Source organism: Streptomyces sp. NPDC020490, from assembly GCF_044335305.1.
Classification (GTDB): Bacteria; Actinomycetota; Actinomycetes; order Streptomycetales; family Streptomycetaceae; genus Streptomyces.
Window position 1 is genome coordinate 107,953 of the sequence record NZ_JBIRUY010000020.1, and the last position, 20,925, is coordinate 128,877.

15 protein-coding genes are annotated in these 20,925 nt (G+C 73.1%); 11 read left to right on the forward strand and 4 right to left on the reverse strand.

Annotated elements, in window-relative coordinates; all coding sequences use genetic code 11:
• Positions 1-9: 9 nt before the first annotated feature.
• The 4 genes from ACH4ZX_RS21680 to ACH4ZX_RS21695 all read left to right on the forward strand — a co-directional run bounded on the left by ACH4ZX_RS21680 (position 10) and on the right by ACH4ZX_RS21695 (position 4,639).
• Positions 10-579 (forward strand): hypothetical protein, encoded by a 570-nt coding sequence (locus ACH4ZX_RS21680; protein WP_398275019.1) that lies wholly within the window; start codon positions 10-12, stop codon positions 577-579.
• Positions 580-791: 212 nt separating this feature from the next.
• A complete protein-coding gene (locus tag ACH4ZX_RS21685; protein ID WP_398275022.1) occupies positions 792-968 on the forward strand; it encodes a hypothetical protein in 177 nt (58 codons plus the stop codon).
• A 347-nt stretch (positions 969-1,315) separates the two neighbouring features.
• On the forward strand, positions 1,316-4,354 hold the full coding sequence (locus ACH4ZX_RS21690) for an AAA family ATPase (RefSeq protein ID WP_398275025.1): 3,039 nt from the start codon (positions 1,316-1,318) through the stop codon (positions 4,352-4,354).
• Positions 4,355-4,396: 42 nt separating this feature from the next.
• On the forward strand, positions 4,397-4,639 hold the full coding sequence (locus ACH4ZX_RS21695) for a DUF6191 domain-containing protein (protein ID WP_398275028.1): 243 nt from the start codon (positions 4,397-4,399) through the stop codon (positions 4,637-4,639).
• Between the two features lie 4 nt (positions 4,640-4,643).
• On the opposite strand, the gene ACH4ZX_RS21700 is transcribed toward ACH4ZX_RS21695, so the two are convergent.
• Complete coding sequence (locus tag ACH4ZX_RS21700) at positions 4,644-5,786, reverse strand: PQQ-dependent sugar dehydrogenase (RefSeq protein WP_398275122.1); 1,143 nt, start codon at positions 5,784-5,786, stop codon at positions 4,644-4,646.
• A gap of 207 nt (positions 5,787-5,993) precedes the next feature.
• A complete protein-coding gene (locus tag ACH4ZX_RS21705; protein ID WP_398275031.1) occupies positions 5,994-6,992 on the reverse strand; it encodes an aldo/keto reductase in 999 nt (332 codons plus the stop codon).
• A 74-nt stretch (positions 6,993-7,066) separates the two neighbouring features.
• Between ACH4ZX_RS21705 and ACH4ZX_RS21710 the strand changes: the two genes are divergently transcribed.
• The 6 genes from ACH4ZX_RS21710 (at position 7,067) to serA (ending at position 17,299) form a co-directional block, all read left to right on the forward strand.
• Entirely contained in the window at positions 7,067-8,017 is a 951-nt protein-coding gene (locus ACH4ZX_RS21710) for a 2-hydroxyacid dehydrogenase (protein WP_398275034.1), read from the forward strand.
• Positions 8,018-8,456: 439 nt separating this feature from the next.
• On the forward strand, positions 8,457-11,648 hold the full coding sequence (locus tag ACH4ZX_RS21715) for a putative bifunctional diguanylate cyclase/phosphodiesterase (protein WP_398275037.1): 3,192 nt from the start codon (positions 8,457-8,459) through the stop codon (positions 11,646-11,648).
• Positions 11,649-11,891: 243 nt separating this feature from the next.
• A complete protein-coding gene (locus ACH4ZX_RS21720; protein WP_398275040.1) occupies positions 11,892-13,739 on the forward strand; it encodes an acetolactate synthase large subunit in 1,848 nt (615 codons plus the stop codon).
• A gap of 21 nt (positions 13,740-13,760) precedes the next feature.
• Positions 13,761-14,285: an acetolactate synthase small subunit gene (ilvN, locus tag ACH4ZX_RS21725; RefSeq protein WP_324789713.1), complete on the forward strand. Its 525-nt coding sequence runs from the start codon at positions 13,761-13,763 to the stop codon at positions 14,283-14,285.
• A gap of 118 nt (positions 14,286-14,403) precedes the next feature.
• The gene (gene ilvC / locus ACH4ZX_RS21730; protein ID WP_398275044.1) at positions 14,404-15,402 is read left to right on the forward strand and encodes a ketol-acid reductoisomerase; all 999 of its coding nucleotides are present in this window, start codon (positions 14,404-14,406) and stop codon (positions 15,400-15,402) included.
• 307 nt (positions 15,403-15,709) lie between these two features.
• On the forward strand, positions 15,710-17,299 hold the full coding sequence (gene serA / locus ACH4ZX_RS21735; RefSeq protein WP_398275047.1) for a phosphoglycerate dehydrogenase: 1,590 nt from the start codon (positions 15,710-15,712) through the stop codon (positions 17,297-17,299).
• An 85-nt stretch (positions 17,300-17,384) separates the two neighbouring features.
• Here the strand turns inward: serA and ACH4ZX_RS21740 are convergent, their stop codons facing one another.
• A complete protein-coding gene (locus ACH4ZX_RS21740) occupies positions 17,385-18,926 on the reverse strand; it encodes an MFS transporter (RefSeq protein WP_398275050.1) in 1,542 nt (513 codons plus the stop codon).
• 96 nt (positions 18,927-19,022) lie between these two features.
• Here ACH4ZX_RS21740 and ACH4ZX_RS21745 point away from each other — a divergent pair, with 96 nt between their 5' ends.
• On the forward strand, positions 19,023-19,616 hold the full coding sequence (locus ACH4ZX_RS21745; RefSeq protein WP_398275053.1) for a TetR/AcrR family transcriptional regulator: 594 nt from the start codon (positions 19,023-19,025) through the stop codon (positions 19,614-19,616).
• Positions 19,617-19,668: 52 nt separating this feature from the next.
• On the opposite strand, the gene ACH4ZX_RS21750 is transcribed toward ACH4ZX_RS21745, so the two are convergent.
• The gene (locus tag ACH4ZX_RS21750; protein ID WP_398275056.1) at positions 19,669-20,874 is read right to left on the reverse strand and encodes a PucR family transcriptional regulator; all 1,206 of its coding nucleotides are present in this window, start codon (positions 20,872-20,874) and stop codon (positions 19,669-19,671) included.
• Positions 20,875-20,925 lie beyond the last annotated feature (51 nt).

Sequence of the window (20,925 nt, forward strand, 5' to 3'; positions counted from 1 at the left end):
GTGCGAGGCATGGGAACGAAGACAGTGGACGAGACCGGCCCCGAGGCCAGCGAAGTGAAGCCCGGCGGCGAGACGGAGGACCTCACCCAGGCCCCCGACGCCGATGACACGACCGGCGGCGAGGACGCGGCCGGCACGACCGGCGCGGGCGACGCCGCCGGCGCCACCGGCCAGGAGGCGGGCCCCACGGGCGTCGGCCAGGGCGCGGGCGCCGTCGTCTCCGCCGCGCTGGGCGTCGTCTCGCTGACCGGCAGCTGGGTGGGAACCGTCGCCTCCGCGCGCGAGACGCTCATCGGCCAGCTGGGCACCGCGTCGAACGCGAGCGTCGCCAAGCAGATCAAGGAGGTCTACGGCGACGCCTGGCAGACCACCGCGCTGTGGGGCGGCCTCTTCGCCCTGGCCGCGCTGCTCGTCGGCGTCGTCGTCCTCGCCCGGCCGGCCTTCGGGGCCCCCGGGAAGCCGCAGGCGCCGTGGATCAAGTCGGTCGCCTGGGCGGGCGTCTCGCTCGGCGTGATCGGTCTGCTGCTGGCCGTCCTGAAGTACACCGACGTCCTGCTCGGACTGCCGTCCGCGAGCTAGGCGCATCAACCCGCGGATCCTGAGGGGTCTCAAGGGGTCTTAGGGCATCCGTGAGCGCCTTACGGACGCCCTGAGACCCCTTACGCGCGTCCGGGGCCCCGGCCGGACCCGAAGATGCGGAACTCTCCCGATGTGGCGCACCCCCCTGGGAGACGAAGGTTGAGGCATCGCACCGAGCGAAGCCGAGAACCGACATCTCCGAGGGACACGCCATGTACGAGTACGAACTGCAGCAGATCCGCACCGCCGAGCTGATCCGGCAGGCCCAGAACGAGCGGCTGGCCCGCGAGGCCGTCCGCCGCCGCCGCGCCGCCCGCCGCGAAGCCGCCGGGGGCGAGGCGCATAGTCCCGGCCCCCGCCGGCTCCGCTCCGCCCGCGCCACCACATGAGCACCCGGGCCCGGCCGGGCGGCCGTACCGGGGGCGGCCGCCCGACCGCATCCGGGGCGCCTCGGACGACGGCCGAGGCCGGATGGACGAAGTGGACGAAACCGGCCGACCGGGCGAGCGGTGCCGCGGCCGCGCGGGAACCCGGCGCCGTAGGGGACGGCGCCGGCGACCGCGGCACGGGGGCTCCGGGGGAGCGCGCGGCCGGGGCGAGTGCCGGGGCCGTCGACCGCGTGGCCGGGCGGAGGACCGGCGCCGCGGTCGACGGCTCGGGTGGCCGCGCGGCCGGGGCCTCCGCAGCGGGCGCCGCCGTCCGGAAAACCGGTGACGCGCCGTCGGACCCCCGTGCGATGCTCGGGCTCGTGGAGAACAGGTCCGTCAGTCCGGTGTTCGTCGGCCGCACCGAAGAGCTGGACGCGCTGAACGACGCGCTCGCCCGGGCGTCCGCGGGCGAACCGCAGGCGCTGCTGATCGGCGGCGAGGCCGGGGTCGGCAAGACCCGGCTCGTCGAGGAGTTCGCCACCGCCGCCGGCCGGCAGGGCGCCGTCGTCGCGCTCGGCGGCTGCGTCGAGATCGGCGCCGACGGCCTGCCCTTCGCCCCCTTCTCCAGCGCCCTGCGCGCCCTGCGCCGGGAACTGCCCGACCAGGTCGCCGCCGCGGCCGCCGGCCAGGAGGAGGAACTCGCCAGGCTCCTGCCCGAGGTCTGCGAGGCGAGCCCCGGGCGCCACGACGAGGAGGGCATGGCGCGCCTCTTCGAGCTCACCGCCCGGCTGCTGGAGCGCGTCGCGGCCGGCCACACCGTCGTCGTCGCCCTGGAGGACCTGCACTGGGCCGACGCCTCCACCCGCCACCTGCTGGCCTACCTCTTCCGCACCCTGCGCAGCGGCCGCCTCGTCGTCCTCGCCACCTACCGCGCCGACGACATCCACCGCCGCCACCCGCTGCGCCCCCTGCTCGCCGAACTCGACCGGCTGCGCACCGTCCGCCGCATCGAACTCCGCCGCTTCAACCGCGCCGAGGTCGGCCGCCAGATCGCCGGCATCCTGGCCCAGGAACCCGACCCCGCACGGGTCGACGCCATCTTCGAACGCTCCGACGGCAACGCCTTCTTCGTCGAGGAACTCGCCGTCGCCGCCCACGAAGGCTGCTGCACCGGCCTCACCGACACCCTCCGCGACCTGCTCCTGGTCCGCGTCGAGAGCCTGCCGGAGACCGCCCAGCGCGTCGTCCGGATCGTCGCCGAGGGCGGCTCCACCGTCGAGTACCGGCTGCTGGCCGCGGTCGCCCGGCTCGCCGAGGACGACCTCATCGAGGCGCTGCGGGCCGCCGTGAACGCCAACATCCTCATCGCCGCACCGGCCGGCGACGGCTACCGCTTCCGCCACTCCCTGGTCCGCGAGGCCGTCGGCGACGACCTGCTGCCCGGCGAGCGCTCCCGCCTCAACCGCCGCTACGCCGAGGCCCTCCAGGCCGACCCGACGCTGGTGCCCGCCGACGAACGCGCCACCCGCCTGGCCAGCTACTGGTACCACGCCCACGACCCCGCCAAGGCCCTCCCCGCCGTCCTGGACGCCTCCGTCGCCGCCCGCTGCCGTCACGCCTACAGCGAGCAACTGGGCCTGCTGGAGCGGGCCATGGAGCTGTGGGACACCGCCCCCGAGGACGTCCGGGAGGCGCTGCTGCTGAGCGACTACACCGAGGTCTACGCACCCTGCGGCTGCGACCCGGACACCACCCCGCTGCGCTACCTCGACCTCATGGCCGAGGCCGCCGCCGCCGGACGGCTGTGCGGGGAACGCGAACGCGCCCTGAAGATCACCAAGCGGGCGCTGCACCTGCTGGAGGAGGAGCACGACCCGCTGCGCGCCGCCTGGTTCTGGACGCAGCGCGCGGTCCTGGTGCAGAGCCAGGGCCGCGGCGACGGCTGGAAGGAACTGGCCACCGCCCAGGAACTGGTGCGCGGCCTGCCGCCCTCCGAGGTGCACGCCGAGGTGCTGGCCCAGGTGGCGGGCTGGTCGATGCTGCGCGCACCCGGCCCGCAGGCCTTCGCCGCGGCCGAACGCGCGGTGCAGTACGCGCGCATGGTGGGCGCGCGGGAGACCGAGATCAACGCACGCCTGACGCTGGGCGGCCTGATGGTCGACGCGGGCGACACCGAGGCGGGCCTCGCGGTGATGTACGAGGTGAAGGAACGGGCCGTCGAGGACGGCGTCTCCCGGGTCGCGGGCCGCGCCTACGTCAACCTGCCCTCGGAACTGGAGTCGGTGGGACGCTCCGCGGAGGCCGTGGCCCTGCTGGAGGAGGGCGTCGCCCACACCCGCCGGTTCGGGCTGCTGAACTCCGAGGCGTGGGTGTGGGCCAACCTCTCCGACTCGCTGTACTCGCTGGGCCGCTGGGACGAGACCGTCGAGGCCGCGCAGAACGCGCTGCGGCGCGGACAGAACACCAAGCCCCAGGGCGCGGGCGCCCTCAGCCTGGCCCAGGTCGCCCTGGCCCGCGGCGACACGGCCGAGGCGGCCCGCCGGCTCGCCGCCGCCGACGGATACTTCGGCACCCACGACCCCATGCCGCAGCAGTCCCTGCCGCTCGCCGCGCTCACCGTCGGCGTCGCCGCGGCCGAGGGCCGCCTGCTCGACGTCCGCGCCGCACTGCACCGCACCCTCGCCGCCGGCATCCCGCCCGGCACCCAGCGCTACGTCTGGTCCCTGCTGCGCGGCGCGGCCACCGCCGAGGCCGACGCCCGCTCCCTGCCCGCCGCGCGGCAGGGCCGTGACGAGGCCCTCGGGCGCATCGCCGACGCCGCCAGGCAGACCCCCGCCGACGCCCCGGTCTGGCTCGCCCACGAGCAGTGGGTCCGCGCCGAACTCCACCGGGCCGCGGGCCGTGACACCGCCGACGCCTGGTCGGACGTCGTCACCGCCTTCGAACGCCTGGAGCGCCCCTACGAGCTGGCCCTCGTCCGCCACCGCCTGGCCGCGGCCCTGCTCGTAACGGGCGGCGACGACGAACGCGAGCGCGCCGCGGAACTGCTCCGGCTCGCCCACGCGGTCGCCGGCCACGTCGGCGCCCGCCCGCTCGCCGACGCCGTCACCCTGCTCGCCCAGCGCGCCCGGCTCCCCCTGACCCACGTTCCGGACCCGCGTCCCGCGCCCGCCGACCCGGTCGAGGCGCTCGGCCTCACCAGCCGGGAGCGGGACGTGCTGCGCCTGGTCTCCGCCGGCCGCACCAACCGCCAGATAGCGGAGGAACTCTTCATCTCCCCGAAGACCGCCAGCGTCCATGTGTCGAACATCCTGGCCAAGCTCGACGTCTCGGGAAGGGGGGAGGCGGCGGCCGTGGCCCACCGGCTGGGACTGTTCCCCGCCGACCCGCTCGGCGCCCCGCGGTGACCGGCCGGGCGTACGCTGTCAGGACCGGCAGGGGGAGGCCCCGTGTTCAACATGTTCGAGGAACTGTTCGCGCCCGGCCGCAAACACACGCGGGACGAGCGGAAACGGCTGGAGCTGACCCGGGAGGACGTGGGTGACCAGGATCCCGGCCGCGGCCCGATAGACCTCTCGTCCGGGAAGGTCGTCGTCCGGCGGCCCGCGGAGCGGCGGACCGCCCGGGAGGACCGGGGCGAGGACCAGGATCCCCCGGAAGGTCCGTCGGAAGGTCCGTCGGAAGGGCCCTGAGGGCCTACGTCACCTTCAGTTCCAGGATCCGGTCGTCGCCGCTCCTGGGGGTGCCGCGCCCGTCCGTCTCGCTCGTCACCAGCCACAGCCTGCCGTCGCCCGCCGGGGCCACCGTCCGCAGCCGGCCGTACTCGCCCTTGAGGAACGACTGCGGCTTCGCCGACGCCGCGGTGCCGTTCAGCGGGACGCGCCACAGGCGTTCGCCCCGCAGGGACGCCATCCAGATCACGCCGTCGACCCAGGCGATGCCGCTGGGGGAGGCGTCGTCGGTGTGCCACTGCGCGATCGGGTTGCGGTACTTCGGGTCGGACGACCGGCCCTCGGCCTTCGGCCAGCCGTAGTCGCCGCCCGGCTTGATCGCGTTCAGCTCGTCCCAGGTGTCCTGGCCGAACTCCGAGGCGAACAGGCGCTGTTTCGCGTCCCACGCGAGACCCTGCACGTTGCGGTGGCCGTAGGAGTACACCGGCGAGCCCGGGAACGGGTCGCCCGGCGCCGGCTCGCCCTCCGGCGTCAGGCGCAGGATCTTGCCGCCCAGCGACTTGGTGTCCTGGGCCAGTCCCCGGTCGCCGGTCTCGCCCGTGCCCGCGTACAGCATCCCGTCCGGGCCGAAGGCGATCCGGCCGCCGTTGTGGATCATGCCCTTGGGGATGCCCCTGAAGACCGTGTCGGGGGCGCCCAGTTGCTCGCCGGACGGCTTCTTCTCGTCGTACAGCATGCGCACGATGCGGTTGTCCGAGGCCGAGGTGAAGTAGGCGTAGATCATGTGGTCGGAGGCGTAGTCGGGGGACAGCGCGATGCCCAGGAGGCCGCCCTCTCCGGCCGGGGAGACCCCGGACACCCTGCCCAGCTCGGTCTTCCCGCCCGTCCGGGTGTCGACCCGGGTGATCGTGCCCTGGTCGCGCGAGGAGACGAGGAGGCCGCCGCCCTCGGGGAGGGGCGCCAGGCCCCACGGCGTGTCCAGGCCCTCGGCGACCGTGCGCAGCACCTTGACCGAGCCCTTGGCGGGCGGGACCTGGCCGGCCGTCTGCCGCGAGGGCGAGGACGGCGCGGTCGCCGTGGCCGAGGCCGTGCCGCCGGCGCCCGGCGGCAGCCCGCCCGACCCGGAGGAGCAGCCGGCCGTGAGCAGGAGCGCGGTCGCGGCCCACATGGCCGGCACAGCTCGTCGTCGCACGTTCTTGGTCCCTTCGAGGCGGCGTGCAGCGGCAGTCCGTTCTCCTTGTCATACACCGTGCGCGCCGCACAGGTTCCCGGTCGGGTGAACCCGTACCGCCGCCGCCCCGGCCGCCGGCCGGGCCCGTACCGCTGCCGCCCGCCGGGCCCGTGCCCCGGCCACCCGCCGGGCCCGTGCCCCCGTTCAGTCCCAGGACCCCTGCGCCGGCGGCAGCCGGGTCATGTCCGCGAGGTCCTCGGCCGTGAGCCGGAGGGCGGCCGCCGCCGCGTTCTCGGCCGCCCACCGCTCCTGCTTCGTCCCCGGCACCGGGACCACGTGCCGGCCCTGCGCCAGCACCCACGCCAGCGCCACCTGCGCGGGCGTCACGTCGTCGCCGTGCCGTGCCGCGATCCGGCGCAGGCCGACCACGATCGGCTGGTTCGCCGCCATCATCTCCGCGGTGAAGCGGGGGTGGCGGGCGCGGATGTCGTCCGGTTCGAAGCCCTCGCCCGGGGTGAGCGTTCCGGTCAGGAAGCCGTTGCCGAGCGGCATCGCCGCCAGGAAGCCGACACCGCGCGCCTCGCACCACGGCAGCAGCGACTCCAGCGCCTCCGGCGACCACACCGACAGCTCGGCCTCGACCGCGCTCACCGGGAAGACCTGCTGCACCCGGTGCAACTGCCGGAGCGTGGCGTCGTGCAGCCCGCCGCCGGACCGCCGGCCGCCGCGCGCGCCCACCGCGCACAGCCCCAGCGCCCGCACCTTCCCGGCCCGGACGAGATCCGCCATCGCGCCCCAGGTCTCCTCGACCGGGACCTCGGGATCCGCGCGGTGCAGCTGGTAGAGGTCGATGACGTCCGTCTGGAGGCGTCTGAGGGAGGCGTCGCAGGCCCGCTTCACATAGCCGGGGCGGCCGTTGGCCACGATGTGCTGCTCGCCCACCAGCAGACCCACCTTCGTCGAGACGAAGGCGTCCCGGCGGCGCTCCTTCAACACCCGCCCCAGCAGCAGCTCGTTGGTGAAGGGGCCGTACATGTCGGCGGTGTCCAGGAGCGTCGAGCCCAGGTCCAGCGCCCGGTGCACCGCCCTGAGCGACTCGTCGCCCCGCTGCCGCGACCCGTTGTACGCCCAGCTCATCGGCATGCACCCGAGGCCGACGGCCCCCACCGCGAGTGGCCCCGCGCCGATCGTCCTGCGCTCCACCTGCTCGTGACCCTCCCTTTCCCGGCCCCCAACCTAACCTCTGCGCCGCCAGGAACCTGACATAGCCTCCCGGCATGACTGCTGACGTGTGGCTTCCCATCCCGCCGGACGACATCGAAGGGCTCCCCGAGGGGCCCGAATACCGCTTCTGGGACGGCGGCGAGGAGTTCCCCGCGGACCCCGCCGACTGCGTCTTCTACGTCGTCCCCTACATGAAGCCCAGCCCGGTCGGTGTGCGTCCGCTGCCCGCGATGAGCGGTGTACGGGTCGTACAGACGCTGTCGGCCGGCATCGACCACGTGGTGCCCGGGCTCGGGCACCTGCGTCCAGGCGTGCGACTGTGCAACGCGCAGGGCGTGCACGAGGCGAGCACCGGCGAGCTCACCCTCGCGCTCATCCTCGCGTCGCTGCGCGGCATCCCCGACTTCGTGCGGGCGCAGGACCGCGGGGAGTGGCTCGGCGGGTTCCGGCCCGCGCTGGCCGACCGGAGCGTCCTCATCGTCGGGTACGGCTCGATCGGGTCCGCGATCGAGGACCGGCTCGTTCCCTTCGAGGTCGCGCGGGTGGTGCGCGTCGCGCGCTCCGCACGCACCACGGAGCGCGGCCCGGTGCATCCGCTCACCGACCTGCCCGCCCTGCTGCCCGAGGCGGACGTCGTCGTCCTGTCCACGCCGCTCACCGAGACCACCCGCCACCTGGTCGACGCCGGTTTCCTGGCCCGGATGAAGGACGGCGCGCTCCTCGTCAACGTCGCCCGCGGCCCCGTCGTCGACACCAAGGCGCTGCTCACGGAGCTGGAGAGCGGCCGCATCACCGCGGCCCTCGACGTCACCGACCCCGAGCCGCTGCCCCGCGACCACCCCCTGTGGCGCGCTCCGGGCGTGCTGATCAGCCCGCACGTCGGCGGACCCACCTCCGCCTTCCTGCCCCGCGCCAAGCGCCTGCTGGTGGATCAGTTGAACCGGTTCGTGAACCGGGAGCCGCTGCGCAACGTGATCCTTACGACAGGCGCGAACGAGGCGTGACGCGGGCGGCCCGGGCGCCGCGCGCCACCGGCGCGACAGGCGCGTAATCCGCTTCCGGTACCCTCCGCAATCTCCCGGAAGCGGTGCGTGCCCGCATCGCCAGCAACTCGTCACGGAGCGTAGAGGAGCTATGTCCCTGAGTGACGGTCCTGGTGTATCGTCCCGACAGGGGCTGCGCCGCGCATCGTTCGGCGCCGGGGACGGACTTGAGACTGTGAGGGGGGCGACGGGCGATGCACGGCCTATGGACGAGCGATCCGACGCGGCGGAGCCGCCGGCGGCGACCCTGGCGCGCGGCCGCGCGCCGACGCGGTCACCACACCGGTCACGGCTGCCCGCACAGCCATCACCACCACAGGCACAACAGCCGCCGAAGGCAGGCGCATCCGGCACACCGGGAGCTCCGGGACGCGGGAGCCGAGCGGACCTGGAGGGTCCGGTGACCTCGCCGCCGCCTCCCACGACCACCGTCGACGCGGTGCCGCGGCCGCGGTGCTCCCCGGGCGCGCCGCCGCCCCGCCGGCCGGCCGCCGGCGGACCGGGCCTGGTCCGCCAGCTCGTGGTGGCCCTGGTCTGCGCGGCGTACGCCGTCGGGTCCGCCGTCGGCTGGGGATCCGACGAAGTCGCTCTGATCATGGGGGACTTCGGGCTCAGCGCCGCCGCGGCCACCGCCGCCGTGTCCTGCGGGCTGTACGCCCGCGACCGCCGCGTCCGCTTCCGGCCCGCCTGGACGCTGTTCGCCCTGTCCTCCGCCATGGCGGCCCTGGGCAACGGGGTCTGGGGGTGGTACGAGGTCGTCCTGAAACGGCCCGTGCCCAGCCCCAGTTACGCCGACCTGTTCTTCCTGTGCTTCGCGCCGCCCGCCATCGTGGGGCTGCTGGTGCTCGCCAAGCGGCCCGTGACGAAGGCGGGCTGGGTGTGCCTGGCGCTGGACGCGTGGCTGATCGGCGGTTCGCTGCTCACACTCTCCTGGAGCCTCGCACTCGCCCAGGCCGCCCGGTTCGACGGACCCAGCGTCGCCTGCGCCGCCCTGTCGCTGGCCTACCCGCTGCTGGACATCGCCCTGGTCAGCATGGTCCTCGCGCTGCACTTCAGGCGTTCCGCGGTCAACCGCACGGCGGTCAACACCGCCATCGGCGCGCTCGCCCTGACCGTGATGTGCGACGCGCTGTTCACCTCGCCGCTGCTGCACGACAGCTACCACTCCGGCCAGTTGCTCGACGCGGGCTGGTTCGCCGGCTCCCTGCTCCTCGCCTACGCCCCCTGGGCCGCGTCCGGGCGCGCGCAACAGGAGTCCGGCGACCGGGAGTCCGGCGACCGGGAGTCCGGTGGCGTGGAGACCGCCGGTCCGGAGACCGCCGGTCCGGAGACCGGCCGGCACGACTGGCACGGCGGGCACGACCGGCACGGCGAGCACGGCGAGCATGGTGGGCATTCGCACGGTGGGGCGCCCTTCCTGAGCGGGGGACGGGGCGACGGGCACGCGCCTGTGGCGCGCGAACACCCGCCGGGCGGACGTGGCGGACGGGGCGCCCCGCACCCGCACCCCGCGCCCCCGCACCCGGGCGAGCACGGCCGGTACCCCGCCGCCCGGCCGATCGCCGGCTCGCTGGCCGCCCTCACGCCCTACCTCGCCGCCGCCGTCTGCACGCTGGGCATCCTCTACAACGTGCTCAGCGGCCGCAGCGTCGACCGCGTGGTGCTCCTGACCGGCGGCACGGTCGTGCTCGCCCTCGTGGTGCGCCAGGGCATCATGCTGCTGGACAACATCACCCTCACCCAGGAACTGGCGCAGAAGGAGAACCACTTCCGCTCCCTGGTGCAGGGCTCCAGCGACGTCATCATGATCGCCGCGCCCAACGGCATCCTCCGCTACGTCTCCCCGGCCGCCGCCGGGGTCTACGGACGCCCCGCGGAGGACCTGGTGGGTACCGAACTGGCCAACCTGATCCACCCGGAGGACCTGGGCCGCGTGGTGCACGAGGCGCGCCGCTTCCTCGCCGCCAGCCCGCTCCAGGAGCCCACCACCCGCATCGAGTGCCGGTTCCGCTCCGGCGACGGGGGCTGGCTCAACGTCGAGTCCACCGTCAACCGCCACCACGGCGGCCTCATCTTCAACAGCCGGGACGTGACCGAGAGAGTGCGCCTGCAGGCGCAGTTGCAGCACAACGCCGAACACGACCCGCTCACCGACCTGCCCAACCGCGCCCTGTTCACCAAGCGCGTCCAGCAGGCCCTGTCCGGCCGCCGGTCCTCCGACCGCGGGGACGCGCTGCGCGGCACGGCCGTGCTCTTCATCGACCTCGACGGCTTCAAGGCCGTCAACGACACGATCGGGCACCAGGCCGGGGACGAACTGCTCGTCCAGGCCGCCCGCAGACTCCAGCTCTCCGTCCGGTACGGAGACACGGCCTCCCGGCTCGGCGGCGACGAGTTCGCGGCCCTGATCGTCGGCGACGGCGGCCGCGACCGCTCCGCCCGAGAACGCCACATACTGGAGCTCGCCGAGCGCCTCCGGGTCACGCTCTCCCAGCCGTACCTCATCGACAGCAACGATGTCCGGGTCAACGCCTCCATCGGGGTCGCCTTCGCCGAACCGGGACTCGGCGCGGGCGAACTGCTGCGCAACGCCGACCTCGCCATGTACCGCGCCAAGGCGGGCGGCAAGGGCCGCGTCGAGCTGTACGCGCCGCAGATGCAGCAGGACGTGGTGCGGAAGGCGGAGCTGGCCACACGGCTGCGCGCGGCCCTGCACGACGGCGAGTTCACGCTGCTGCACCAGCCGGTGGTGCGCCTGTCGGACGGCCGGATCACGGCGGTCGAGGCGCAGGCGCGCTGGCGCTCGTCCCAGGGGGTGCTGTTCACCCCGGCCGAGTTCCTGCGCGTGGCCGAGGAGAGCGACAGGACGCAGGAACTGGACCGCTGGATCCTAGAGGAGGCCGTCGCCCAGGCCGCCGAGCGCGCCGCGGCCGGCCTGCCGGTGCCGGTGGCGGTCCGGATCAGCGCCCGGCGGCTGCTGGACCGCGCGCTGCCGCTCGGCTCGATGGAGGCGCTGCTGACCCGGCACGGACTGCCGTCCGGGGCGCTGGTGATCGAGCTGTCCGACGCCGACTGCCGGGTCTCGCCGGACGAGCTGGAGCGGCGCCTGTCGTCCCTGCGGCGGCTCGGCGTCCGGATCGCGCTGGACGGCTTCGGCGGCGGCCACGGAGCGATCACGGCCCTGCGCAGGCTCCCCGTCGACGTACTGAAACTCGACCGCTGCCTGGTCGAGGGCGTCGTCGAGTCCGCGCGGCTGCACAAGATCACCAGTGGGCTGCTGCGGATCGCCGTCGATCTCGGACTGCAGTCCGTGGCCGTCGGGGTGGACCAGCCCGAGCAGGCCGTCGCCCTGCGCGCGATGGGCTGCACGCACGGACAGGGCCTGGCGTTCTCCGGTCCGCTGGAGGAGTACCGGCTGCGCAGGGCGCTCGGTTCCGGCCACTGCGCGGTGCCGCACGGACCCGCCGAGCCGGTGTTCGCGGGTGGCGTGAGAGAGACGACGGGGCGGGTGTACTCCAGCGGGGTGACGGCCGTCCTGAGGGGCTCCAGCGCCCTCCGCTCACATGATGAGACTCCTGTCCCACCGGCTTGACATGCGGTACGCGGTGGGGAGAGGGTCGGTTCCATGCGCACCCGAATTCTCGTACTTGGAAAGCGCGTCGGCTGACGCTGGTGACGTCCGGACGGACCCGGAACTCCCAGCGAACACACCCGGCGCGCTCCCCTCGCTTGCCTTATGGCACGAGGGGTTTTTTGTTGCACAGGCGCCTGTCGTGCAGCAGCCCAACACCGCCCAAACCTCGCAAAAACCCTCAGCATCGAGAAGAGAATGCCGATGACCGAGCAGGCCACCGGGGCCCACCATCCGCAGCCGCGGCCCCGATCCGGAGGACAGCACTCCGCCCCCGAGCACGTCACGGGTGCGCAGTCCCTCATCCGCTCTCTCGAGGAGGTCGGCGCCGACACGGTATTCGGCATTCCCGGTGGTGCCATCCTTCCCGCCTACGACCCGCTGATGGACTCGACCCGGGTGCGCCACGTCCTGGTCCGTCACGAGCAGGGCGCCGGCCACGCGGCCACCGGCTACGCGCAGGCCACCGGCAAGGTCGGCGTCTGCATGGCCACATCGGGGCCGGGCGCCACCAACCTGGTGACGCCGATCGCCGACGCGCACATGGACTCGGTGCCGCTGGTCGCGATCACCGGCCAGGTCGCCTCCTCGTCGATCGGCACGGACGCCTTCCAGGAGGCGGACATCGTCGGCATCACCATGCCGGTCACCAAGCACAACTTCCTGGTCACCAAGGCCGAGGACATCCCGCGGGTGATCGCGCAGGCGTTCCACATCGCCTCCACCGGCCGTCCCGGCCCGGTCCTGGTCGACATCGCCAAGGACGCCCTGCAGGCGAGGACCACCTTCTCCTGGCCACCCGTCATGGACCTGCCCGGCTACCGCCCGGTGACCAAGCCGCACGCCAAGCAGATCCGCGAGGCGGCCAAGCTGATCACCTCTGCCCGGCGGCCCGTCCTCTACGTCGGCGGCGGTGTGCTCAAGGCACACGCCACCGCCGAACTGAAGGTCCTGGCAGAACTCACCGGAGCGCCCGTCACCACCACCCTGATGGCGCTCGGCGCATTCCCCGACAGCCACCCGCTGCACGTGGGAATGCCGGGCATGCACGGTGCGGTCACCGCCGTCACCGCGCTGCAGAAGGCCGACCTGATCGTCGCCCTCGGAGCCCGCTTCGACGACCGCGTCACCGGCAAGCTGGACAGCTTCGCCCCGCACGCCAAGATCGTCCACGCCGACATCGACCCCGCCGAGATCGGCAAGAACCGCGCCGCCGACGTGCCGATCGTCGGGGACGCCCGCGAGGTCATCGCCGACCTGATCCAGGCCGTGCAGAAGGAGCACAGCGAGGGCCACAAGGGCGACTACACCGCCTGGTGGAAGGACCTGGCCCGCTGGCGCGACACCTACCCGCTCGGCTACGACCTGCCCGAGGACGGCTCGCTCTCCCCGCAGCAGGTCATCGAGCGCGTCGGCCGGCTCGCCCCCGAGGGCACGATCTTCACGGCGGGCGTCGGCCAGCACCAGATGTGGGCCGCGCACTTCATCCAGTACGAGAAGCCCGCCACCTGGCTGAACTCCGGCGGTGCGGGGACGATGGGCTACGCGGTCCCGGCCGCGATGGGCGCCAAGGCCGGCGCGCCGGACCGGACCGTCTGGGCGATCGACGGCGACGGCTGCTTCCAGATGACCAACCAGGAACTCACCACCTGCGCCCTGAACAACATCCCGATCAAGGTCGCCATCATCAACAACGGCGCCCTCGGAATGGTCCGCCAGTGGCAGACCCTGTTCTACAACCAGCGCTACTCCAACACCGTGCTGCACTCCGGCCCCGACGACATCAACCCGGACGCCAGGGGCACGCGCGTGCCGGACTTCGTGAAGCTGTCCGAGGCGATGGGCTGCGTGGGGCTGCGCTGCGAGTCCCCGGACGACCTCGACAAGGTCATCGAGGAGGCGAACGCGATCAACGACCGTCCGGTCGTCGTGGACTTCATCGTCCACGGGGACGCGATGGTCTGGCCGATGGTCGCCGCCGGCACCTCCAACGACGAGATCATGGCCGCCCGGGACGTCCGCCCCGACTTCGGCGACAACGAAGACGACTGAGCGAGAGAGACCAACGAAGACATGTCCAAGCACACGCTCTCCGTCCTGGTGGAGAACAAGCCGGGCATCCTGGCCCGGATCGCCGCCCTCTTCTCGCGCCGCGGCTTCAACATCGACTCCCTCGCGGTCGGCGTCACCGAGCACCCCGACATCTCCCGCATCACCATCGTCGTGGGGGTGGAGGAGCTGCCGCTGGAGCAGGTCACCAAGCAGCTCAACAAGCTCGTCAACGTCCTGAAGATCGTCGAGCTGGAGCCGGCGCAGGCCGTTCAGCGCGAACTCGTCCTGGTGAAGGTGCGCGCCGACAACGAGACGCGCTCCCAGATCGTCGAGATCGTCCAGCTGTTCCGCGCCAAGACCGTCGACGTCTCCCCGGAGGCCGTCACCGTCGAGGCCACCGGCTCCACCGAGAAGCTGTCCGCCATGCTCAAGATGCTCGAGCCGTTCGGCATCAAGGAGCTGGTGCAGTCCGGCACGATCGCGATCGGACGCGGCGCACGTTCGATCACCGACCGGTCGCTGCGCGCTCTCGACCGCTCGGCATGACGACGGATGCGGGCGACCGGGTGACACCGGCCGCCCGCATACCGAGACCCCGAGACTTCCCTTCCCCCCGCCGTCATACGGTGGGACGCAACACCAGCACTCAAGGAGAGAACCCAAAGTGGCCGAGCTGTTCTACGACGCCGACGCCGACCTGTCCATCATCCAGGGCCGCAAGGTCGCGGTCATCGGTTACGGCAGCCAGGGCCACGCCCACGCGCTGTCGCTGCGCGACTCGGGTGTCGACGTCCGCGTCGGTCTGCACGAGGGCTCCAGGTCCAAGGCCAAGGCCGAGGAGCAGGGCCTGCGCGTGGTGACGCCGGCGGAGGCCGCCGCCGAGGCCGACGTGATCATGATCCTGGTCCCGGACCCGATCCAGGCCCAGGTCTACGAGGAGTCCATCGCCCCGAACCTCAACGACGGCGACGCGCTGTTCTTCGGCCACGGCTTCAACATCCGCTTCGGCTTCATCAAGCCCCCGGCCGGCGTCGACGTCTGCATGGTCGCCCCGAAGGGCCCGGGCCACCTGGTGCGCCGCCAGTACGAGGAGGGCCGCGGCGTTCCCTGCATCGTCGCCGTCGAGCAGGACGCCTCGGGCAACGCCTTCGCGCTGGCGCTGTCGTACGCCAAGGGCATCGGCGGCACCCGCGCCGGCGTCATCAAGACCACCTTCACCGAGGAGACCGAGACCGACCTGTTCGGTGAGCAGGCGGTCCTGTGCGGTGGCACCGCGGCGCTGGTCAAGGCGGGCTTCGAGACGCTGACCGAGGCCGGCTACCAGCCGGAGATCGCCTACTTCGAGTGCCTGCACGAGCTGAAGCTGATCGTGGACCTCATGTACGAGGGCGGCCTGGAGAAGATGCGCTGGTCGATCTCCGAGACCGCCGAGTGGGGCGACTACGTCACCGGCCCGCGGATCATCACCGACGCCACCAAGGCCGAGATGAAGAAGGTCCTCGCCGAGATCCAGGACGGCTCCTTCGCCCAGAACTGGATGGACGAGTACCACGGCGGCCTGAAGAAGTACAACGAGTACAAGAAGCAGGACTCCGAGCACCTGCTGGAGACCACCGGCAAGCAGCTGCGCAAGCTGATGAGCTGGGTGAACGAGGAGGCGTAAGCCTCCTGGCCACGGGGCCGGAGCGGATCGCTCCGGCCCCGTTGTCCAACCCGTCCAGCCTCGGACGGGTGATCCTTCCGCGGTGGCGTGAGACGACGCTCGCGACGCCACTAGACTGCTGCACAACAAACGCGTCAGGCCCACAGCGTCGTGCGTCTTCCACGCGGCCCAAGGGCCTGTCTGACATTCCTGCCTGCCTCGCGGCGTCTCCTCGGGCGGATGACGGGAATGGCCAGACCGGCCCCAGCACCCCTCCACCGCCTGCGGCCGTCGGGACGGCCGTCCGCATCGCACATGTGAGGACCACGTGAGCTCGAAACCCGTCGTACTCATCGCTGAAGAGCTGTCGCCCGCGACCGTGGACGCACTCGGACCCGACTTCGAGATCCGGCACTGCAACGGAGCGGACCGAGCGGAGCTGCTCCCCGCCATCGCCGACGTCGACGCGATCCTGATCCGCTCCGCCACCAAGGTGGACGCCGAGGCGATCGCCGCCGCGAACAAGCTGAAGGTCGTCGCACGAGCCGGCGTCGGCCTCGACAACGTCGACGTCTCCGCCGCCACCAAGGCCGGCGTGATGGTCGTCAACGCCCCCACCTCCAACATCGTCACGGCCGCCGAGCTCGCCTGCGGCCTGCTCGTCGCCACCGCCCGCCACATCCCGCAGGCCAACGCCGCGCTGAAGAACGGCGAGTGGAAGCGCAGCAAGTACACGGGCGTGGAGCTGGCCGAGAAGACCCTCGGCGTCGTGGGCCTCGGCCGCATCGGCGCGCTGGTCGCCCAGCGCATGTCCGCCTTCGGCATGAAGGTCGTCGCCTACGACCCCTACATCCAGCCCGCGCGGGCCGCGCAGATGGGCGTCAAGGTGCTGACGCTGGACGAGCTGCTGGAGGTCTCCGACTTCATCACCGTCCACCTGCCCAAGACCCCCGAGACCCTCGGCCTGATCGGCGACGAGGCGCTGCGCAAGGTCAAGCCGAGCGTGCGCATCGTCAACGCCGCGCGCGGCGGGATCGTCGACGAGGAGGCGCTGTACTCGGCGCTGAAGGAGGGCCGCGTCGCGGGCGCCGGCCTCGACGTGTACGCCAAGGAGCCGTGCACGGACTCCCCGCTGTTCGAGTTCGACCAGGTGGTGTGCACCCCGCACCTCGGCGCGTCGACGGACGAGGCGCAGGAGAAGGCCGGCATCGCCGTCGCCCGGTCGGTGCGGCTCGCCCTCGCCGGTGAGCTGGTCCCCGACGCGGTGAACGTCCAGGGCGGCGTCATCGCCGAGGACGTCAAGCCGGGCCTGCCGCTCGCCGAGCGCCTCGGCCGGATCTTCACCGCGCTCGCGGGCGAGGTCGCGGTCCGCCTCGACGTCGAGGTGTACGGCGAGATCACCCAGCACGACGTGAAGGTGCTGGAGCTCAGCGCCCTCAAGGGCGTCTTCGAGGACGTCGTCGACGAGACCGTCTCCTACGTCAACGCCCCGCTGTTCGCGCAGGAGCGCGGCGTCGAGGTGCGCCTGACGACCAGCTCCGAGTCGGCCGACCACCGCAACGTGGTGACCGTGCGCGGCACGCTCGGCAGCGGCGAGGAGGTGTCGGTCTCCGGCACGCTGGCCGGTCCGAAGCACCTGCAGAAGATCGTCGCCGTCGGCGACTACGACGTCGACCTCGCGCTCGCCGACCACATGGTCGTCCTGCGCTACGAGGACCGTCCGGGCGTCGTCGGCACGGTGGGCCGGATCTTCGGCGAGGCGGGCATCAACATCGCCGGCATGCAGGTCGCCCGCGCGGCGGCCGGCGGCGAGGCGCTGGCCGTGCTGACCGTCGACGACACGGTGGCCGCGAGCGTGCTGGCCGAGGTCGCCGAGGAGATCGGGGCGACGTTCGCCCGGTCGGTGAACCTCGTCTGACCCGACCGGACCGCGCGGGCGCACACGAACGCCGGACGGGCCGAGGAGCATCCTCCTCGGCCCGTCCGGCGTTTTCCCGGATTCCTCAGCCCTCCTCGAGTCCGGCCTCCGCTCCGGCCTCGACCCCGGCCTCGCTCCTGGCCTTCCGCAGGGTCGCCGTCGCCAGCGCCGCCGCCCCGGCCAGCAGGACCGCCCCCGCGATCGCCGCCCCGTGCATCCCGGCGGTGAACGCCTCGCGGGCCGCCGTCGCCAGCCCCGGTACGCCGTCGGCGACCGCCAGCGCGCCGCCCAGCGTCTCGCGGGCCGCGTCCGGAGCCGCGGCCGGGATGTCGTGGCGGTAGACCGCCGTGCCGATGGAGCCGAGGACCGCCATGCCGAGCGCGCCGCCGAACTCCGCGCCGGTCTCCATCAGCGAGGACGCCGAACCCGCCCGCTCCACCGGGGCGCTGCCCATCGCCAGGTCGGTGATCTGCGAGATCACCATGACGATCCCGGAGGCCAGCACGCCGCACGCGGCCAGCAGCAGCCACATGGAGTCCGTGCCGGTGAGGACCAGCATCGCGTAACCGCCCTCGGCGATCGCGAAGCCCGCGGCGACCACGTGGGCGCGGTCGACGCCCTTCTGGACGAGCGCGGTCGCCGCCGGGGCCGCCATGCCGATCGGCACCGAGGGCAGCAGCGCCCACAGGGCCGCCTCCATCGCGCTCTTGCCGAGCACCGACTGCAGGTACTGCGTGGTGAAGAACGCCGAGCCCATCATCGCGAACGAGGCGACCAGGTTGAGGACGACGGACGGGGCGAAGCCGCGGCCGCGGAACAGGGCCGGGTCGATCAGCGGTGAGGCCGCGGTGCGCTGGCGGTGGACGAAGGCGGCCGCGAAGAGCAGGCCGACGGTGATCGAGACGACGTACCGGACGTTCCAGCCCTCGGACGGGATCTCCTTCAGGCCGTAGATGACCGGGAGCACGGCGGCCATCGACAGGGGGACGCTCGGCCAGTCGAAGCGGCCGGGGGCGGGGTCGCGCGACTCCGGCAGCAGCAGGGGACCGAGGACCAGCAGCAGCGCCATCGCGGGCAGGTTCACCAGGAAGACCGAACCCCACCAGAAGAACTGGACCAGCACGCCGCTGAGCACCGAGCCGAGCGCGACCCCGGCCGTCATCACGCCGGACCACAGCCCGATCGCCTTCGCGCGCTGGGCGGGGTCGGTGAACATCGTGCGGATCAGCGCCATCGTCGACGGCATCAGGGTCGCGCCGCCGACGCCGAGGACCGCGCGCGCCGCGATCAGCGTCCCGGCGCTGTCGGCGTACGCCGCGACCAGGGAGGCGGCGCCGAAGGCGGCCGCGCCCACCAGCAGGATCCTGCGGCGGCCGATGCGGTCGCCGAGCGAGCCCATCGTCATCAGCAGGCCGGCCAGGACGAAGGCGTAGATGTCGAAGATCCACAGCTGCTGGGTGCCGCTCGGCCGCAGATCGGCGCTGATCGCCGGGATGGCGAAGTACAGGACGGAGACGTCCATCGAGACCAGCAGCAGCGGGAGCATCAGCACGCCCAGCGCGGTCCATTCGCGGCGGCCGGCGCGCCGGCCGGCCGAAGTGGTGGCGGTGCTCGTCGAGTTCGTCATGCCGATGACTGTACGAGCGTATAAAACGCTTGTATAGTACGCTCGTATAAATCAGTCGTCTAGGACGGATGTATGGAACGGCGCTAGGGTGGGGGCATGGGACACCGTGAGGATCTGCTCGAGGGCGCCAAGCGCTGCCTGCTCGACAAGGGGTTCCTGCGCACCACGGCGCGGGACATCGTCAAGGAGTCGGGGACCAACCTGGCGTCGATCGGCTACCACTACGGGTCGAAGGACGCGCTGCTGGTGGCGGCCTACGTCTCCCTGATCGAAGGCATGGGCGACCGCTTCGACCCGGGCTGGGGCACCGGCGGTACGACGACGGCACCGGCGGGGTCGCTGGAGCGGTTCCGGGAGGTGTGGGGCAACGTCATCCGCACGCTTCCGGAGTCCCGCCCGATCTGGCTGCTCACCTTCGAACTGATCCTCCAGGGCGACCGGCTCCCGGAGGTGCGCAAGCTGCTGGTCGAGGCACAGGAGCAGGGCCGCTCCGGCATCGTGCCGCTGTTCACCGGCGTCCCCGAGGACGAGGTCGATCCGGAGACCGTCGACACCGAGGGCCGCTTCTACCAGACCCTGCTGCAGGGCCTCATGGTCCAGTGGCTCTTCGACCCCGGCTCCGCCACCGACGCCGACCGCCTGACGGAGGGCCTGCGCCGGGTGATGGAGGGCGCGGGGAAGACGCCCTGAGCGGGGCGGCCGCGGCGATCCGGCCGAGGGGAGTCGGGGCCGGGCCCGGCGGTCACAGCCGGGCCGCCTTCAGGGCCATGTGCAGCAGCAGGCGGTCCTCGCCGTCGTCCAGGTCGAGGCCGGTGAGCTGCTCCACGCGGGACAGGCGGTAGTAGAGGGTCTGGCGGTGGATGCCCAGCTCGGCGGCGGTGCGGCCGGCCTGGCCCGCGCGGTCCAGGTAGACCTCGGCGGTGCGGGCCAGCTCCCGGTGCGCGGGGGAGAGCAGGGCGTGCACGGCGGGGTCGCGGGCCACGTCCGGGGGCAGCGACGTCAGCAGGCGGAACGGCCCGATGCGCGCCCACTCGGCGACCGGGCCCAGCCGCGGCTCGGCGAGCGCCGCCCGGGCCGCCGCCGAGGCCTCCCGCCAGGCCGCGCCCAGGTCCGCGAGCCCGGTGCGCGCGGCGGCGACCCCGGCCGCCGGGCCGGAGTCCGCCCCGGCCGGCCGCCCCGCCCGTTCCAGCAGGCGGGCCGCCGCCGACGTCGCCGCGGTCAGGGCGTCGACCGAGCGCAGCCGGACCAGCAGGGCGAGGCACTGGGCCGCCGTCCCCCAGGAGACCGTGCACAACGCCGTCGCGCCCGGCACCGTCCGCACCGAGGGCGCGTCCTCCGGGTCGGCCGAGGGCCAGGGGGCCACGCACACCACCGTGTGCGGGCCGTCCGCGCGGGCGCCGAGGGCGGTGCGCAGCTCCGCCACCGCCATCTCCCGCTGCCAGCCCCGTTCGGCGGTCAGCACCGCCCGCAGTTCCCGGGTGAGGTCGGCGCCGTGCTGCGCCTCGTCCGCGAGCAGCGCGCCGATCCGGGCCGTCACCGCCATGGCCGCGTCGAGCTGCCGCCCGGTCGGCCCCGGATCGTCGTCCAGCAGCCAGACGTAGCCGAGCACGACCCCCCGGTGGCGTGCGGGCAGGCAGATGCGCCCGCGGTAGACCCCGGCCTCCGGACTGGGCGGGATGCGCACCGGGCCGGTCGCGCGGGTGATGCCGAAGCCCTCGAACCAGGTGCGCACCGCCGGGGTGGAGCGCCGGGACAGGATCGAGCGGGTGCGCACCGGGTCCAGGGCCGACGCGTCGAGGTCGCCCTCGCTGTCGTAGGCGCCGAAGGCGATCAGCTCGAAGTCCCGGTTCTCCAGCGTCGCGGGCGCGCCCAGCAGCTCGGAGATCTCGTCGACCAGCTCCTGGTAGTCGCCCTTGTGGTCCGAGGTCACCCGGGCATTGTCCCGCATGCCGGGCCAACCCTTCATACATCTGTCTGAGATCTGCGGCACGGATGCGTG